Source organism: Streptomyces spiramyceticus, assembly GCF_028807635.1.
GTDB lineage: Bacteria > Actinomycetota > Actinomycetes > Streptomycetales > Streptomycetaceae > Streptomyces > Streptomyces spiramyceticus.
In genome coordinates this window covers 3,809,414-3,827,499 of sequence record NZ_JARBAX010000001.1, presented here as the reverse complement: position 1 = coordinate 3,827,499, position 18,086 = coordinate 3,809,414, and the positions used below count along the sequence as shown (strand labels likewise).

13 protein-coding genes are annotated in these 18,086 nt (G+C 69.1%); 1 reads left to right on the top strand and 12 read right to left on the bottom strand.

All coding sequences use genetic code 11. The annotated features are described in order from the left end of the window. Nucleotides 1-19 precede the first annotated feature (19 nt). A complete protein-coding gene (locus PXH83_RS17465; protein ID WP_274561342.1) occupies nt 20-1,282 on the bottom strand; it encodes a carboxylate--amine ligase in 1,263 nt (420 codons plus the stop codon). Nucleotides 1,283-1,454: 172 nt separating this feature from the next. Here PXH83_RS17465 and fahA point away from each other — a divergent pair, with 172 nt between their 5' ends. Then, complete coding sequence (fahA, locus tag PXH83_RS17460; protein WP_274561341.1) at nt 1,455-2,681, top strand: fumarylacetoacetase; 1,227 nt, start codon at nt 1,455-1,457, stop codon at nt 2,679-2,681. 215 nt (nt 2,682-2,896) lie between these two features. Here fahA and recQ read toward each other — a convergent pair whose 3' ends face one another. The 11 genes from recQ to nuoE form a co-directional block, all read right to left on the bottom strand. Beyond that, nucleotides 2,897-4,912 carry a DNA helicase RecQ gene (recQ, locus tag PXH83_RS17455; protein ID WP_274561340.1) on the bottom strand — a complete coding sequence of 672 codons (2,016 nt, stop codon included), beginning with the start codon at nt 4,910-4,912 and terminating at the stop codon, nt 2,897-2,899. 149 nt (nt 4,913-5,061) lie between these two features. Then, a complete protein-coding gene (gene nuoN / locus PXH83_RS17450) occupies nt 5,062-6,717 on the bottom strand; it encodes an NADH-quinone oxidoreductase subunit NuoN (protein ID WP_274561339.1) in 1,656 nt (551 codons plus the stop codon). Next, entirely contained in the window at nt 6,714-8,291 is a 1,578-nt protein-coding gene (locus tag PXH83_RS17445) for an NADH-quinone oxidoreductase subunit M (protein WP_274561338.1), read from the bottom strand. The genes nuoN and PXH83_RS17445 overlap by 4 nt, the downstream gene beginning before the upstream one ends. Nucleotides 8,292-8,296: 5 nt before the next feature. Then, nucleotides 8,297-10,237 (bottom strand): NADH-quinone oxidoreductase subunit L, encoded by a 1,941-nt coding sequence (gene nuoL, locus PXH83_RS17440; protein ID WP_274561337.1) that lies wholly within the window; start codon nt 10,235-10,237, stop codon nt 8,297-8,299. Nucleotides 10,238-10,252: 15 nt separating this feature from the next. Beyond that, nucleotides 10,253-10,552: an NADH-quinone oxidoreductase subunit NuoK gene (nuoK, locus tag PXH83_RS17435; protein ID WP_214920470.1), complete on the bottom strand. Its 300-nt coding sequence runs from the start codon at nt 10,550-10,552 to the stop codon at nt 10,253-10,255. Beyond that, on the bottom strand, nt 10,549-11,370 hold the full coding sequence (locus tag PXH83_RS17430; RefSeq protein ID WP_274561336.1) for an NADH-quinone oxidoreductase subunit J: 822 nt from the start codon (nt 11,368-11,370) through the stop codon (nt 10,549-10,551). Before PXH83_RS17430 ends, nuoK begins: the two co-directional genes overlap by 4 nt. Further along, the gene (gene nuoI, locus PXH83_RS17425) at nt 11,367-12,017 is read right to left on the bottom strand and encodes an NADH-quinone oxidoreductase subunit NuoI (protein ID WP_274561335.1); all 651 of its coding nucleotides are present in this window, start codon (nt 12,015-12,017) and stop codon (nt 11,367-11,369) included. Before nuoI ends, PXH83_RS17430 begins: the two co-directional genes overlap by 4 nt. After that, nucleotides 12,010-13,335, bottom strand: a complete 1,326-nt coding sequence (gene nuoH, locus PXH83_RS17420) for an NADH-quinone oxidoreductase subunit NuoH (RefSeq protein ID WP_274562871.1) — start codon at nt 13,333-13,335, stop codon at nt 12,010-12,012. The genes nuoI and nuoH overlap by 8 nt, the downstream gene beginning before the upstream one ends. 32 nt (nt 13,336-13,367) lie before the next feature. Continuing rightward, nucleotides 13,368-15,890 carry an NADH-quinone oxidoreductase subunit G gene (locus PXH83_RS17415; protein ID WP_274561334.1) on the bottom strand — a complete coding sequence of 841 codons (2,523 nt, stop codon included), beginning with the start codon at nt 15,888-15,890 and terminating at the stop codon, nt 13,368-13,370. Next, nucleotides 15,887-17,263 (bottom strand): NADH-quinone oxidoreductase subunit NuoF, encoded by a 1,377-nt coding sequence (nuoF, locus tag PXH83_RS17410; RefSeq protein WP_274561333.1) that lies wholly within the window; start codon nt 17,261-17,263, stop codon nt 15,887-15,889. The genes PXH83_RS17415 and nuoF overlap by 4 nt, the downstream gene beginning before the upstream one ends. Next, on the bottom strand, nt 17,263-18,078 hold the full coding sequence (gene nuoE, locus PXH83_RS17405; protein ID WP_274562869.1) for an NADH-quinone oxidoreductase subunit NuoE: 816 nt from the start codon (nt 18,076-18,078) through the stop codon (nt 17,263-17,265). Before nuoE ends, nuoF begins: the two co-directional genes overlap by 1 nt. Between the last annotated feature and the right edge of the window lie 8 nt (nt 18,079-18,086).

Here is an 18,086-nt window from a genome sequence, read left to right as displayed (position 1 = left end):
AAGTCCCCTCCCCAGGGTGTCACTCGGCGCGGCTGCCAGTGCGGTTCGCACGGGCACCGCGCCACATCTGGTACAGGTGCCTGGCACCCGGACGAACGAACCGCGCCAGCATCGTGACGGCCGGCAGCAGGTCGTCCCCCGCGACCCACGCCAGCTCCGTACTGCCGGCCCGCACCGGCGCGTGCGGCGTCGTATAGCCGCTGCGCCGGTACGCCACGAGCGCCGCCAGGTCGATGTTCTCGACGACGTAGCGGTGACCGGCCCGCTGCTCCCCCTCCGGGACCTTGCGGCCGGTCAGATGCAGATGCTGCGCCCTGACGACGTCGACACCGGCCTCGTTCTCGAAGAGCCGGAACTGCGCGCCCATCCGCGGATTGAAGTCGAGCAGTTTGTACTGCCCGTCACGTCGGTCGAACCGCAGATCGAGGTCGATGATCCCGCTGAATCCGACCCGCTTGATGAACTGGGCGGCGATCTCCGCCAGTTCCGGGTTGTCGACGACGTACGCGTTCGCCGTCATCCCCGCGTGCGGCGGCCACGACCGCACCTTCACCCCGGTGAACATCGTCAGCGCCGTACTGTCCGCGTCGAAATAGGCGTGGACGATCCAGTCCTCGGCCTCCTCGCGCGGCAGGTATTCCTGAAGGATTACGCCGGGATGCTCGCCCCAGCCGCGCGCGAGCGCGAGCAGCTGCGCGGGCCCCTCGATGCGTGTCGTGCCGCCGACGGCGGGCTGCCTGCGCCGTACGAACGCCTCCCGGTTCTTGGCGACCACCGGAAAGCGCGCCTCGGCCGCGAATGCCTCCACCTCGGCATACGCATCGGGGAAAGCCGCAGCCGGTGACGGCACCCCGTGCTCGACGCACAGCTCGTGCAACCCCTGCTTGCTGGCGAGGCGGCGCGGCAGCCCGGCCTCGACGCGCGGGAAGAGAAAGGTGCCCGCGAGCTCCGCCTGGTGCTCGGCTATGAGCACGGCGGCCTCTTCGTCGGTGGGGACGAGCACGGTGGGCCGGCCGATCCGGCGGCCCATCCGCAACAGTCCCTCGACCAGCCGCCCGGGGTCCTCCGTGCCCGTGGTCGGCCAGACGAAGGCGCGCTCCAGGTAGCGGGAGAGCGCGGCCGGGGTCCACCGGTCCTCGGTGACGGCGTACATGGGAATGCCGAGCCGCCCGAGGCTGCGGATCGCACCCACCCCGCCGTGGTGGAGCGGGTAGTTCCCGATCTTCACGATCAGCCCGGGCACGTCCCGGTCAGGCGTGAATAGCGCGCTGCGGCTCGCCACCTGTCCCCCCCACGACACGGCCCACCCCAGCGCGTGTCCCAAAGGACGCTAAGCCGGAATTCCTGCCTCCAGCAAGGGCTTTTCGGACATTGCGAACTCTTTAGGCACTGCCGTCGCAGCCGACACCCACGTAACGTGTTCTCTTCACGACCTGGAAAGCGAGGCAGCACCCATGCCCGAGCAGAGCCCGCTCGACCTTGCCGAAGGCGACCTCTTCGGCCCGCACAACCTCCCTTACGGCGTTTTCTCCACGGCGGACGAGCCCGAGCGCCGCCGGGTCGGCGTCCGCATCGGCGGCCATGTGCTGGACGTGGGTGCAGCCGCACTCACGCTGGGCTCTCCGTACGCCGCGCTGCTCGCCCAGCCCACGCTCAACCCCCTGCTGGCCGCCGGGCGTACGGCGTGGCGGGATGTGCGCCGCGCACTCACCGCGTGGGTCACGAGCCCCGCGCACCGCGCCGACATAGAGCCTCTGCTGCACCCCATCTCCGACGTCACGCTGCACCTGCCGTACGACGTCGCGGACTATGTCGACTTCTACGCGAGCGAGCACCACGCCACCAATGTGGGCAAGATCTTCCGCCCGGACGGGGATGCGCTCACTCCCAACTGGAAGCATCTGCCGATCGGTTACCACGGCCGGTCCGGCACCGTGGTCGTGTCCGGCACGGACGTTGTACGCCCCAGTGGGCAGCGCAAGGCCCCTTCGGACCCGGCGCCGGTCTTCGGCCCTTCCGTGAAGCTCGACATCGAGGCGGAGGTCGGCTTCGTCGTCGGCACGCCTTCCGCCCACGGCACGCCTGTCCCGCTGGGCGCATTCCGGGACCACGTCTTCGGCCTGTTCCTCCTCAACGACTGGTCGGCGCGGGACATCCAGGCCTGGGAGTACGTCCCCCTCGGCCCGTTCCTCGGCAAGTCCTTCGCCACGTCGGTTTCGGCGTGGGTGACCCCGCTGGAGGCCCTTGAGGCGGCCCACGTCGCTCCGCCCGCCCGCGACTTCCCGCTCCTCCCCTACCTGGACGACTCGGAGGAAGAGGAGCCCGGCGGCTTCGACATCCGTATCGAGGTCAAGATCAACGGCCAGGTGGTCTCCGAGCCGCCCTTCTCCACCATGTACTGGACGGCGGCCCAGCAGCTCGCCCAGATGACGGTGAACGGCGCGTCGCTCCGGACCGGCGACCTCTTCGGCTCCGGCACGGTCAGCGGCCCCGAGGTCAACGAGCGCGGCTCGCTCCTGGAGCTCACCTGGAACGGCCGCGACGCGCTGGAACTCCCCACCGGGAAGCGCACGTTCCTCGAAGACGGCGACGAGGTGACGATGACGGCATGGGCACCGGGCCCGCACGGCACGAGGGTGGGCCTGGGCGAGGTAACGGGCCGAATCGTCCCGACAGCCTGACGCCCCCGGGGGCTCCGCCCCAGACCCCGGTCCTCAAACTCCCCCAGACTTCGTCCGGGGGACCCCCAACGGGCTGGAAAATCCAGCCCGTCCGGCGTTTGAGGACTACGCCCGAAGGGCGTACCGGGGGTCTGGGGCTTGCCCCCCCCACGCGGCGGAGCCGCAAATGTCACAGCCGGGAAGGGGCGGGGTGGGGAAAAGGCCCCGCGCAGCGGCTACTCCGCCGGCGGCTCCGCGTCCCAGTCCCACTCGTCCCCGGGCTCGGCAGCCGCCGGGGCAACGGGAGCTTCCGGGGCCGCCGGGCCCGGAGCAGGGACGCCCGGGGCTGGAACCGCGGCCGGTTCCGGCGACCCCGCCGAACCAAGCGCCCCCAACACCCCCAGCACCCCCTCCCCATAAGTCGCCAGCTTCTTCTCGCCCAATCCCGCAACGCCCCCCAGCTCCGCCACCGACCCCGGCCGACGCGCAGCAATCTCCCGCAGCGTCGCGTCATGGAAGATGACGTACGCCGGTACGCCCTGCTCCCGCGCCTGCTCCGCGCGCCACGCCCGCAGCGCTTCGAAGACGGGCACCGCCTCCGCCGGCAGGTCCGCATTGGCGGCGGCCGCCTTCGCCTTGCGTTCGCCCTTCGCGGCCCGAGCGGCCGGCACCGGCTTCGCCTCCTTGCGCAGCCGCACTTCCCGCTCACGGCTCAGTACCGACCCGCTCGCGTCGGTCATCACCAGCGTGCCGTACTCACCCTCGACCGCCAGCAGCCCCTGCGCCAGCAACTGCCGCACCACGCCCCGCCATTCGGCCTCGGCGAGCTCCTCCCCGATCCCGAAGACCGACAGCTGGTCGTGATCGAACTGGATCACCTTTGCGGTCTTGCGCCCCAGCAGGATGTCGATGATCTGGCCCGCCCCGAACTTCTGCCGCCGCTCCCGCTGCAACCGCACCACCGTCGAGAGGACCTTCTGCGCCGGCACCGTCCCGTCCCAGGTCTCGGGCGGGGTCAGGCACGTGTCACAGTTGCCGCAGGCCGACGCCTCGGGGTCCTGACCGAAGTAGGCCAGCAGCTGGGCCCGCCGGCACGCGGCCGTTTCGCAGAGCGCGAGCATCGCGTCCAGATGAGAGGCCGCGCGCCTCCGGAACGCCTCGTCGCCCTCCCCGCCCTGGATCATCTTGCGCTGCTGGACCACGTCCTGGAGCCCGTACGCCATCCACGCCGTCGACGGCATCCCGTCACGCCCGGCCCGGCCCGTCTCCTGGTAGTAGCCCTCGACCGACTTCGGCAAGTCCAAGTGGGCGACGAAGCGCACATCGGGCTTGTCGATGCCCATGCCGAAGGCGATGGTCGCCACGACCACCAGGCCCTCCTCCCGGAGGAAGCGGGACTGGTGCGCGGCGCGCGTCCCCCCGTCGAGCCCCGCGTGGTACGGCACGGCCTCGATCCCGTTGCGGCAGAGAAACTCCGCCGTCTTGTCCACCGAATTGCGCGAGAGGCAATAAACAATGCCCGCGTCCCCCGCGTGCTCCTCACGCAGGAAGGCCAGCAGCTGCTTCTTCGGATCGGCCTTCGGCACGATCCGGTACTGGATGTTCGGGCGGTCGAAGCTCGCCACGAAGTGCCGGGCCTGCGGCATCCCCAGCCGCTGGATGATCTCCTGGTGCGTGGCGTGCGTGGCGGTCGCCGTCAGCGCGATGCGCGGCACGTCCGGCCAGCGCTCGCCCAGCAGCGACAGGGACAGATAGTCCGGCCGGAAGTCGTGGCCCCACTGGGCCACGCAGTGCGCCTCGTCGATCGCGAAGACGGAGATCTTGGCCCGGCCCAGCAGGTCGAGTGTCGAGTCGAGCCGCAGCCGCTCCGGCGCCAGATACAGGAGGTCCAGTTCCCCCGCCAGGAACTCCGCCTCCATCGCGCGCCGCTCGTCGAAGTCCTGCGTGGAGTTGATGAACCCGGCCCGCACACCGAGCGCCCGCAGCGCGTCCACCTGGTCCTGCATCAGCGCGATGAGCGGGGAGATCACGATGCCCGTACCCGGTCTGACCAGCGCCGGGATCTGGTAGCACAGCGATTTTCCGCCACCGGTGGGCATGAGCACGACGGCGTCTCCGCCCGCCACCACATGCTCGATGACCGCAGCCTGCTCACCACGGAACGCGTCGTACCCGAAGACGCGGTGCAGCGTCTCCAGCGCGTCGCTGCGCGTCATCTCGCCGGCCTCGGCCATGCCACCCGTCCCGTTCATCGCTCTGTCCCCCCGTACGTACCGTGCCCGGCATCCCACGAGGCCCGGCGTCCCACGATAGGGGCACCCACCGACACCCCCGCCCAAAAACAGCCGCCCGGCACCCCTACGAGGAGGGACACCGGGCGGCAGCAGCGCACTCGTCCAGGTCAGCGGACGAAGACTCCCGCCTGGCTCGCCAGATCCAGGAAGTACTGCGGCGCGAGACCGAGCACCAGCGTCACCGCGACACCCACCCCGATCGCGGTGATCGTCAGCGGCGACGGCACGGCGACCGTCGGGCCCTCCGCCTTCGGCTCGCTGAAGAACATCAGGACGATCACCCGGATGTAGAAGAACGCCGCGATGGCCGACGAGATCACACCGACCACGACCAGCGCACCCGCACCGCCCTCCGCCGCCGCCTTGAAGACCGCGAACTTCCCGGCGAAGCCCGATGTCAGCGGGATACCGGCGAAGGCCAGCAGGAACACCGCGAAGACCGCGGCCACCAGCGGCGACCGCCGCCCGAGCCCGGCCCACTTCGACAGATGCGTCGCCTCACCGCCCGCATCGCGCACCAGCGTGACCACGGCGAAGGCTCCGATGGTCACGAAGGAGTACGCCAGGAGGTAGAAGAGGACGGACGAGATGCCGTCCGGCGTGGTCGCGATGACACCGGCCAGGATGAAACCGGCGTGCGCGATCGAGGAGTACGCCAGGAGCCGCTTGATGTCGGTCTGGGTGATCGCGACGATCGCACCGCCCAGCATGGTGACGATCGCGATGCCCCACATCACGGGCCGCCAGTCCCAGCGCAGGCCCGGCAGTACGACGTACAGCAGCCGCAGCATCGCGCCGAAGGCAGCCACCTTGGTCGCCGCCGCCATGAAGCCGGTGACCGGCGTCGGAGCGCCCTGGTAGACGTCCGGGGTCCACATGTGGAACGGGACCGCGCCGACCTTGAAGAGCAGGCCCATCAGGATCATCGCGCCGCCGATGAGCAGCAGCGCGTCATTGCCCATGGTGTCGGCGAGCGCCGGGTCGATCTGCTTGACCGTGCCGTCGACGATGCCGGCGATCTTCGCGTACGACACAGAACCCGCGTACCCGTACATGAGGGCGATCCCGAAGAGCAGGAACGCCGACGAGAAGGCGCCGAGCAGGAAGTACTTCACCGCCGCCTCCTGCGACATCAGCCGCTTGCGGCGGGCGACGGCGCACAGCAGGTACAGCGGGAGCGAGAAGACTTCCAGTGCGATGAACAGCGTCAGCAGGTCGTTGGCTGCGGGGAAGACGAGCATCCCGGCGACCGCGAAGAGCATGAGCGGAAAGACTTCGGTGGTGGTGAACCCGGCCTTTACGGCGGCCTTTTCGCTGTCGCTGCCCGGTACGGACGCGGCCTCCGCGGCGAACGAGTCGACGCGGTTGCCGTGGGCGTCCGGGTCGAGCCTGCGCTCCGCGAACGTGAACACGGCCACCAGCGAGGCCAGCAGGATCGTGCCCTGGAGGAACAGGGCTGGACCGTCAACCGCGATGGCGCCCTCCGCCGCGATGCCCGCCTTGGTGGTGGCGTACCCGCCGACCGCGAGCCCCACGACTGCGGCAAACGCGGCGGCGAGGGCGACGACCGACAGGAACAGCTGGGCGTAATAACGGGCCTTGCGCGGCACCACGGCCTCGACAAGTACACCGACGACGGCCGCGCCGACGACAATCAGCGTCGGCGCCAACTGCGCGTACTCGATGTGCGGGGCCGTGAAACCGCCCTCGGCGCTGGGCGCCGCGACCGTCGTCCACAGGCTGTGGACAGCTGATGCGCTCACTTGGCCGCCTCCGCCTCAATCTCGGGGGTGGGGTCCGTCTTCCGGACGTCGGACATGGTGTGCTTCACGGCCGGGTTGACGATGTCCGTCAGCGGCTTGGGAAAGACTCCGAGGAACAGCAGCAGCGCGATCAGCGGGGCGACGACCACGAGTTCACGGGCCTTGAGGTCGGGCATGCCGTGCACCTCGGCCTTCACGGGGCCCGTCATCGTCCGCTGGTACAGCACGAGCGTGTAGAGCGCGGCGAGGACGATGCCCAGGGTCGCGATGATCCCGGCCACCGGATACGCGGCGAACGTGCCGACCAATACCAGGAATTCACTGACGAAGGGAGCGAGTCCCGGAAGCGACAGTGTCGCCAGGCCGCCGACCAGGAAGGTGCCGGCCAGCACCGGGGCGACTTTCTGTACGCCGCCGTAGTCGGCGATGAGCCGCGATCCGCGCCGCGAGATCAGGAACCCGGCCACCAGCATCAGTGCGGCGGTCGAGAGCCCGTGGTTGACCATGTAGAGCGTCGCACCCGACTGGCCCTGGGACGTCATCGCGAAGATGCCCAGGACGATGAAGCCGAAGTGCGAGATCGAGGCGTACGCGACAAGGCGTTTGATGTCGCGCTGGCCGACGGCGAGCAACGCGCCGTAGATGATGCTGATCAGCGCCAGCACGATGATGACGGGCGTCGCCCACTTGCTGGCCTCCGGGAAGAGCTGGAGGCAGAAGCGCAGCATCGCGAAGGTGCCGACCTTGTCGACGACCGCCGTGATCAGCACGGCGACCGGGGCGGTCGCCTCGCCCATGGCGTTCGGCAGCCAGGTGTGCAGCGGCCACAGCGGCGCCTTCACCGCGAAGGCGAAGAAGAAACCGAGGAAGAGCAGCCGTTCGGTATTGGTCGCCATCTCCAGCGACCCATTGGCGCGCGCCTCGGCGATCTCCGCGAGCGAGAAGGTCCCGGCCACCACGTGCAGCCCGATGACGGCGGCCAGCATGATGAGCCCGCCGACCAGGTTGTAGAGGAGGAACTTGACGGCGGCGTACGACCGCTGGGTCGCGGCCGCCTCGTCGCCGCCTGCGTGTGCCCGGTCCCCGAAGCCGCCGATGAGGAAGTACATCGGAATGAGCATGGCTTCGAAGAAGATGTAGAAGAGGAAGACGTCGGTGGCCTCGAAGGAGATGATCACCATCGCTTCGACCATCAGGATCAGCGCGAAGAAGCGCTGAGTAGGCCGCCACCGGGAGCTCTTAGTCTCCAGAGGATCGGCGTCGTTCCAGCCGGCCAGGATCACGAAGGGGATCAGCACAGCTGTCAGCGCGATCAGTGCGACGGCGATGCCGTCCACGCCCAGCTCGTACCTGACGCCGAAGTCCTTGATCCAGGCATGGGATTCATTGAGCTGGTACCGGTCGCCGCCCGGCTCGAACCGTACGACCACGATCGCGGCCAGTACCAGCGTGGCAAGCGAGAAGAGCAGCGCCAGCCATTTGGCGGCGGTGCGGCGGGCGGCAGGGACGGCGGCGGTCAGGACCGCACCGACCGCCGGGAGCGCCGCCGTAACCGTCAGAAGAGGAAAAGACATCGGAATCAGACCGCCCTCATCAGCAGGGTCACGGCAATGAGGATCGCCGTACCGCCGAACATCGAGACCGCGTACGAGCGGGCATAGCCGTTCTGCAGCTTGCGCAGCCGGCCGGAGAGCCCGCCGAACGAGGCCGCCGTACCGTTGACGACCCCGTCGACCAGGGTGTGGTCGACGTACACCAGGGAGCGGGTCAGGTGCTCGCCGCCTCGGACCAGCACGACATGGTTGAAGTCGTCCTGGAGGAGATCGCGCCGGGCGGCGCGGGTGAGCAGGGAGCCGCGTGGGGCGACGACCGGGACGGGCCTGCGGCCGTACTGGAGATACGCGATCGCGACGCCGATGACCATCACCGCGACGGTCGCCGAGGTGATCGCCCCGGCGCTGATCGGCGGATGCCCGTGCTCGAACTCGGTGACCGGCTTCAGCCACGTCACGAACCGGTCGCCGATGCTGAAGAACCCTCCGGCGAAGACCGATCCGAAGGCGAGCACGATCATCGGGATCGTCATCGACTTGGGCGACTCGTGCGGGTGCGGCATCTCACCGGGCTTCGCCTCGATGCCGGGCTCGACGCCGGGCACCTTGTCCGGGTCGGGGGCGGGCTGCCAGCGCTTCTCGCCGAAGAAGGTCAGGATCATCACGCGGGTCATGTAGAACGCCGTGATGGCCGCGCCCAGCAGGGCCACCGCGCCGAGGATCCAGCCCTCCGTGCCGCCCTTGGCGAAGGCCGCCTCGATGATCTTGTCCTTGGAGAAGAAGCCGGACAGACCCGGGAAGCCGATGATCGCGAGGTAGCCGAGGCCGAAGGTCACGAAGGTGATGGGCATGTACTTCCGCAGGCCCCCGTACTTCCTCATGTCGACCTCGTCGTTCATGCCGTGCATGACCGATCCGGCGCCGAGGAAGAGCCCGGCCTTGAAGAAGCCGTGCGTCACGAGGTGCATGATCGCGAAGGCGTATCCGATGGGGCCGAGGCCCGCCGCCAGGATCATGTAGCCGATCTGCGACATCGTCGAACCGGCCAGCGCCTTCTTGATGTCGTCCTTCGCACAACCGACGATCGCACCGAAGAGGAGCGTGACCGCACCGACGACCACGACCGCCAACTGCGCGTCGGGCGCGGCGTTGAAGATCGCGCCGGAGCGGGTGATGAGGTACACGCCCGCGGTCACCATGGTGGCGGCGTGGATGAGGGCCGAGACCGGGGTCGGGCCCTCCATCGCGTCGCCCAGCCAGGACTGCAGCGGCACCTGGGCGGACTTTCCGCAGGCCGCCAGCAGCAGCATCAGGCCGATGGCGGTGAGCTTGCCCTCGCCCGTGTCCCCCGTCGCTTCGAGCACCGGCCCGAAGGCGAAGGTTCCGAAGGTGGTGAACATCAGCATGATCGCGATGGACAGGCCCATGTCGCCCACGCGGTTGACGATGAAGGCCTTCTTGGCCGCCGTCGCCGCGCTCGGCTTGTGCTGCCAGAAGCCGATGAGCAGGTACGACGCCAGACCGACGCCCTCCCACCCGACGTACAGCAGCAGGTAGTTGTCGGCGACGACGAGGAGCAGCATCGCCGCGAGGAAGAGGTTCAGGTAGCCGAAGAAGCGGCGCCGGCGCTCGTCGTGCTCCATGTAGCCGATCGAGTAGATGTGGATCAGCGAGCCCACACCGGTGATCAGCAGCACGAAAGTCATCGACAACTGGTCGAGCTGGAAGGCGACATCCGCCTGGAAGCCCTCCACCGGGATCCAGCTGAACAGATGCTGGCGCATGGTCCGCGCTTCGACGTCGTACCCCAGCATGGCGCCGAACAGCACCACGCCGATCACGAACGACGCACCCGCGAGCAGCGTCCCGAGCCAGTGTCCGACGCGGTCGAGGCGCGGCCCGCCGCACAGCAGTACCGCGGCTCCGAGCAAAGGCGCTGCGACGAGCAGCGCAATCAAGTTCTCCACGATTCTTGCGACCCCTTACAGCTTCATCAGGCTGGCGTCGTCGACCGAGGCCGAGTGACGGGACCGGAACAGCGACACGATGATCGCGAGCCCCACCACGACCTCGGCGGCAGCGACGACCATCGTGAAGAACGCGACGATCTGGCCGTCGAGATTGCCGTGCATCCGGGAGAAGGCGACGAAGGCGAGGTTGCACGCATTGAGCATCAGCTCGACGCACATGAAGACGACGATCGCGTTCCGCCTGATCAGCACCCCGGAAGCGCCGATGGTGAACAACAGCGCCGCCAGATAGAGGTAGTTGACCGGGTTCACTTCGCGACCTCCGATTCGTCCTGGTCACGGCCGAGCCGCTCCTCGGAGCGCTGCTCCAGCGCCTTGAGGTCGGCCAGCGCCTCGCGGGACACGTCACGGATCTGGCCGCGCTCGCGCAGGGTCTTCATGACCGTGAGCTCGGCCGGTGTCCCGTCCGGCAGCAGGCCCGCGATGTCCACCGCGTTGTGCCGCGCGTACACCCCGGGTGCGGGCAGCGGCGGCAGGTGCTTGCCGCGTACGCGCGCCTCGGACATCTCCCGCTGTGTCTTGGCGCGTTCGGTGCGCTCGCGGTGCGTGAGCACCATCGCGCCGACGGTGGCCGTGATGAGCAGCGCGCCGGTGAGCTCGAAGGCGAATACGTACTTGGTGAAGAGGAGCTCGGCGATCCCCTCGACATTGCCGCCGCCTGCGGCGTTGGCCTTGGCCAGTCCGTTGAAGGTGGACAGCGAGGCTTGGCCGATTCCCGCGATCAGCAGGACACCGAAACCGAGGCCGCAGCCCACGGCCATCCAGCGCTGGCCCTTGATCGTCTCCTTGAGGGAGTCGGCCGCCGTGACGCCGACGAGCATGACCACGAAGAGGAACAGCATCATGATCGCGCCGGTGTAGACGATGATCTGGACGACGCCCAGGAAGTACGCACCGTTTGCGAGGTAGAACACCGCCAGGACGATCATGGTCCCGGCCAGGCACAGCGCACTGTGCACGGCCTTCCGCATCAGGACGGTGCCCAGGGCGCCGATGACGGCGATCGTGCCCAGGATCCAGAACTGAACGGCCTCGCCGGTCGAAGTGGCGGAGGCGGCAAGAGCGTTCATGCCCCGATCACCTTCTTCGACGCCGGTTCGTCCTCACCGAAGGTCGACGCCGCTTCCTGCGGCCGCTCGCCCTTGCTCAGTGCGACCTGCCGCTCCGTGCCCGGCGCGGCTTCCGTCACCAGGCCCCGGTAGTAGTCCTGCTCGTCCATGCCGGGGAAGATCGAGTGCGGTGTGTCGACCATGCCTTCCTCCAGGCCGGCCAGCAGCTGCTCCTTCGTATAGATCAGCGACTCGCGGCTGCTGTCGGCCAGTTCGAATTCATTGGTCATCGTCAGCGCGCGGGTGGGGCACGCCTCGATGCACAGGCCGCACAGAATGCAGCGTGCGTAATTGATCTGGTAGACGCGGCCGTACCGCTCGCCCGGGGAGTAACGCTCCTCCTCCGTGTTGTCCGCGCCCTCCACATAGATCGCGTCGGCCGGGCAGGCCCAGGCGCACAGCTCGCATCCGATGCACTTCTCAAGACCGTCCGGATGCCGGTTGAGCTGGTGCCTGCCGTGGAAGCGCGGCGCCGTGGTCTTCTGCTGCTCCGGGTACTGCTCGGTCAGCCGCTTCTTGAACATGGCCTTGAAGGTCACGCCGAAGCCGGCCACAGGGTTCTGCCAGGGGGTCCTGGGGGCTTCCCCCGGGGTCGAGGTGTCAGACATCGTCGGCCTCCTTTCCGTCACTCTTAGTGTCGGGCCCACCACTGACAATCAGTTCGCGGTCCAGGCGCGAGGGCCTGCGCGGCACCGGCGGCAAGGACTGCCCGGGCAGTGGTGGCACGGGGAATCCGCCCGCCATGGGGTCGAAGGCCGGTGGTTCCTCGCCCTCCAGCGCCGCCTTCTCCTTCTCCTTCTTGTCGCGGAAGATGTCGGCGACGAAGGAGAGGAGCAGGATCGCGATGATCGCCCCGGCGACGTACAGCACGATGTTCTGGAATTCCATGTTCTCGTTGCGCATCGCGCGCACCGTGGCGACCAGCATCAGCCAGACCACCGAGACCGGGATCAGGACCTTCCAGCCCAGCTTCATCAGCTGGTCGTAGCGGACGCGTGGCAGCGTGCCACGCAGCCAGATGAAGAAGAAGAGCAGCAACTGGACCTTGACGACGAACCAGAGCATCGGCCACCAGCCGTGGTTCGCGCCCTCCCAGAACGCCGAGATGGGGTACGGGGCCCGCCAGCCGCCCAGGAAGAGGGTGACCGAGACCGCCGAGACGGTGACCATGTTGACGTACTCGGCCAGCATGAACAGCGCGAACTTGATCGACGAGTACTCGGTGTTGAAGCCGCCGACCAGGTCGCCCTCGGACTCCGGCATGTCGAACGGGGCGCGGTTCGTCTCGCCCACCATCGTGACGACGTAGATGATGAAGGACACCGGCAGCAGGATGATGAACCAGCGGTCCTCCTGCGCCTCCACGATCGCCGAGGTCGACATCGACCCGGAGTAGAGGAAGACCGAGGCGAAGGCGGCGCCCATCGCGATCTCGTACGAGATCATCTGCGCGCAGGAGCGGAGGCCGCCGAGCAGCGGGTACGTCGATCCGGACGACCAGCCGGCGAGCACGATGCCGTAGATGCCGACGGAGGCGACCGCGAGGATGTAGAGCATCGCGATCGGCAGGTCGGTGAGCTGCATCGTGGTGCGCTGGCCGAAGATCGAGACTTCGTTGCCCGCCGGGCCGAACGGGATGACCGCGATGGCCATGAAGGCCGGGATCGCCGCGACGACCGGCGCCAGGATGTAGACGACCTTGTCCGCGCGCTTGACGATCACGTCCTCCTTCAGCATCAGCTTGATGCCGTCGGCGAGCGACTGGAGCAGACCCCACGGACCGTGCCGGTTGGGACCGATGCGCAGCTGCATCCAGGCGACGACCTTGCGCTCCCACACGATGGAGAAAAGCACCGTGATCATCAGGAAGGCGAAGCAGAAGACGGCCTTGATGGCGATGAGCCACCACGGGTCGCGCCCGAACATGGAGAGGTCCTCGGCAGCGAGGAGCGTCTGATTCACAGGGATTCACCTCGCGAAGGCGCCTCGGCCGCCGGGCCGATGCTTACGAGCTGTCCGGGGACCGCGCCGGTGTCGGTGGCGACGCCACCGCCCGTCGAGTTCAGCGGCAGCCACACGACCCGGTCCGGCATCGGTGTGACCTGGAGCGGCAGTTGGACCGTCCCGGCAGGGCCGGTGACGGCGAGCAGGTCGCCGTCCTTCACGCCCGTGTCGGCCGCGGTGGTCTCGGAGAGCCGGGCGACCGCCGCGTGCCGGGTGCCGGCGAGGGCCTCGTCGCCGTCCTGGAGACGGCCCTGGTCGAGCAGCAGCCGGTGGCCCGCGAGTACGGCCTCGCCGTCGCCGGGCCGCGGCAGCGGCTGGGCCGACTCGGCCGGGTCGGTGGCGTACGGTCCGGCCCAGGCACCGAGGCGGTCCATCTCGCGGCGTGCGGCCCGTACATCGGGCAGCGCCAGACGGCTGTGCTTGTCAGCGCCTCCGGCGCGGGCGAGTGCGTCGGCCAGCATGTGCAGCACGCGCAGGTCGGCGGGGGCGAGGCTGCGCGTCATCTGGTCCGGCTTGAGCGCGGCCTCGAACATCCGCGCCCTGCCCTCCCAGTTGAGGAAGGTGCCGGGCTTCTCGGCGACGGCGGCGACCGGAAGGACAACGTCCGCCCGGTCCGTGACCTCGCTGGGCCGAAGCTCCAGGGAGACCAGGAATCCGGCCTGGTCGAGTGCTTCACGCGCCCGTGCCGGGTCCGGAAGGTCCGCGACCTCGACGCCCGCGACGAGCAGTGCGGCCAGTTCACCGGTGGCCGCGGCCTCGATGATCTGGCCGGTGTCGCGCCCGTAGCGGTGCGGCAGTTCGGCCACACCCCAGGCCGCCGCCACCTCTTCCCGCGCGCGCGGGTCGGTTGCGGGGCGTCCGCCGGGCAGCAGCGAAGGGAGCGCGCCCGCCTCGACGGCGCCGCGCTCTCCGGCCCGGCGCGGGATCCACACCAGGGTGGCGCCGGTCGCGGTGGCGGCCCGTACGGCGGCGGTGTACGCGCCGGGAACGGCGGCCAGCCGCTCGCCGACGACGATCACGGAGCCCGCGCCGCGCAGTGCCTCGGCGGCCGCGGTCCCGTCGGCGTCGAGCCCGGCCCGGTCCGCGATCCCGCCCAGCCACTCGGTTTCGGTCCCGGGGGCGGCGGGAAGCAGCGTGCCGCCCGCCTTCGTCAGGCCCCGGGTGGCGTGGGTGGCGATGGCGAAGGTGCGCTGGCCGTGCTTGCGGTTGGCCTTGCGCAGCCGCAGGAAGACTCCGGGCGCCTCCTCCTCGGACTCGATGCCGACGAGCAGGACGGCGGGCGCCTTCTCCAGCGCCGTGTACGTCATCCCCGTACTGTCGAGGTCGCGTCCGCGCCCGGCCACCCGGGACGCCAGGAAGTCGGCCTCCTCGCTGCTGTGCACGCGCGCGCGGAAGTCGATGTCGTTGGTGTCGAGTGCGATACGGGCGAACTTGGCATACGCGTAGGCGTCTTCGACGGTCAGCCGGCCGCCGGTCAGGACACCGGCCCGCCCGCGCGCCGCCGAAAGCCCCTTCGCCGCCGCTTCGAGAGCCTCGGGCCAGCTCGCCGGTTCGAGTACGCCCGCCTCGCTGCGTACGAGCGGAGTGGTGAGCCGGTCGGGACGCTGCGCGTAGCGGAAGGCGAAGCGCCCCTTGTCGCAGATCCACTCCTCGTTGACCTCGGGGTCGTCGGCCGCCATACGCCGCATGACCTTGCCGCGCCGGTTGTCCGTACGGGTCGCACAGCCGCCCGCGCAGTGCTCGCAGACGGACGGCGAGGACACCAGGTCGAAGGGCCGCGCCCGGAACCGGTACGCCGCCGAAGTCAGCGCGCCCACCGGGCAGATCTGGATGGTGTTGCCGGAGAAGTACGACTCGAAGGGGTCGCCCTCGCCCGTACCGACCTGCTGGAGCGCGCCGCGCTCGACCAGCTCGATCATCGGGTCGCCCGCGATCTGCTGGGAGAAGCGGGTGCAGCGCGCACACAGCACGCACCGCTCCCGGTCCAGCAGCACTTGGGTGGAGAGGGGGACGGGCTTCTCGAAGGTCCGCTTCTTGCCGTCGAAGCGGGAGTCCGCGTCGCCGTGGGACATCGCCTGGTTCTGCAGGGGGCACTCGCCGCCCTTGTCGCAGACCGGGCAGTCCAGCGGGTGGTTGATCAGCAGCAGTTCCATCACTCCGCGCTGCGCCTTCTCGGCGACCGGCGAGGTGAGCTGGGACTTGACGACCATGCCGTCGGTGCAGGTGATGGTGCACGACGCCATCGGCTTGCGCTGGCCCTCGACCTCGACGATGCACTGGCGGCAGGCGCCGGCGGGGTCGAGGAGCGGGTGGTCGCAGAAGCGCGGGATCTCGATGCCGAGCAGCTCGGCGGCACGGATGACCAGCGTCCCCTTGGGGACGGAGATCTCGATGCCGTCGATCGTCAGCGATACGAGATCTTCGGGCGGCACTGCCGCCTCGCCGCCCCCGGAGGAAGAACTTGTCGTGACGGTCATGCGTTCACCTCCAGATTGCTGTCGGCCCAGACGGTCGACTTGGACGGGTCGAAGGGGCAGCCCTTGCCGGTGATGTGCTGCTCGTACTCCGCGCGGAAGTACTTGAGCGAGGAGAAGATCGGGGACGCGGCGCCGTCGCCGAGCGCGCAGAAGGACTTGCCGTTGATGTTGTCGGCGATGTCGTTGAGCTTGTCGAGGTCGGACATCTGTCCCTTGCCGGCCTCGATGTCGCGGAGCAACTGGACCAGCCAGTACGTCCCTTCGCGGCAGGGTGTGCACTTGCCGCAGGACTCATGGGCGTAGAACTCGGTCCAACGGGTCACGGCCCGCACCACGCACGTCGTCTCGTCGAAGCACTGGAGCGCCTTGGTGCCGAGCATCGATCCGGCGGCGCCCACGGCCTCGTAGTCCAGCGGGACGTCGAGGTGCTCGTCGGTGAACATCGGTGTCGAAGAGCCGCCCGGCGTCCAGAACTTGAGCCGGTGGCCGGACCGCATACCGCCGCTCATGTCGAGCAGCTGGCGCAGTGTGATGCCGAGCGGTGCCTCGTACTGGCCGGGGTTGGTGACATGGCCGCTCAGCGAGTAGAGCGTGAAGCCCGGGGACTTCTCGCTGCCCATCGAACGGAACCAGTCTTTGCCCTTGTTGAGAATCGCGGGAACGGACGCGATGGACTCGACGTTATTAACAACAGTCGGACATGCGTAAAGACCCGCGACCGCAGGGAAGGGGGGACGAAGCCGGGGCTGGCCGCGCCGGCCTTCGAGCGAGTCGAGCAGCGCGGTCTCTTCACCGCAGATGTACGCGCCCGCGCCCGCGTGCACGGTGATCTCCAGGTCGAGCCCGCTGCCCAGGATGTCCTTGCCGAGGTATCCGGCCTCGTACGCCTCACGCACCGCCTCGTGCAGGCGCCGCAGGACCGGCACAACCTCGCCGCGCAGGTAGATGAAGGCGTGCTGCGAGCGGATCGCGTAGCAGGCGATGATCATTCCCTCGATGAGGGAATGCGGGTTGGCGAAGAGGAGCGGGATGTCCTTGCAGGTCCCGGGCTCCGACTCGTCCGCGTTGACAACGAGATAGTGCGGCTTGCCGTCGCCCTGCGGAATGAACTGCCACTTCATACCGGTGGGGAAGCCCGCGCCGCCACGGCCGCGCAGCCCGGAGTCCTTGACGTACGCGATGAGGTCGTCCGGCGACATGGCGAGGGCCTTGCGCAGGCCTTCGTACCCTTCGTGGCGCCGGTAGGTCTCCAGGGTCCAGGATTCGGGCTGGTCCCAGAAGGCCGACAGGACGGGTGTGAGTACCTTCTCCGGGCTGATCTCTCCGCCGGTCTCCGGCTGGGAGGTGTTCCCGTATTCGGTGGACAAGGTCATCACTCCCCCTCCTCGGTGACCGGTCCGGCCGGGTGCTCCGGGTCGGATGCCGAGGTCGGCTGCGGTGCGTCGTGCGAGCTGAGGTGCTCGGCGCCGGGCTGGGGCGGCTTGTCCTGCGGTGCCTCGCCGCGCGGGTGCACCACACGGTGCTGCGGGCCCTCGCCCTTGGCGAGCCTGAGGCCGATGAGGGAGGCGGGGCCCGCGCCGCCGGTCGCCTCGACGGCGCCGGGGCGCTCGTCGGGGAAGCCGGCCAGGATGCGGGCGGTGTCCTTGTACGTACACAGGGGGGCGCCGCGGGTGGGTTCGACGGGGCGGCCCGCACGCAGGTCGTCGACGAGGCGCTTGGCGGACTCGGGCGTCTGGTTGTCGAAGAACTCCCAGTTGACCATCACCACGGGGGCGAAGTCGCAGGCCGCGTTGCACTCGATGTGTTCGAGGGTGACCTTGCCGTCGTCGGTCGTCTCGTTGTTGCCGACGCCCAGGTGCTGCTTCAGCTCGTCGAAGATGGCGTCGCCGCCCATCACCGCGCACAGCGTGTTGGTGCAGACGCCCACCTGGTAGTCCCCGGACGGCTTGCGCCGGTACATCGAGTAGAAGGTCGAGACGGCGGTGACCTCGGCGGTGGTCAGGCCGAGCGACTCGGCGCAGAACCGGATGCCGGTACGGGTGACATGCCCCTCCTCCGCCTGTACGAGGTGCAGCAGCGGCAGCAGGGCTGACCGGCTGTCGGGGTAGCGGGAGATCACCTCCTGCGCGTCCGCGTCGAGCCTGGCGCGTACGTCGGCGGGGTAGTCGGGGGCGGGGAGCTGGGGCATGCCGAGAC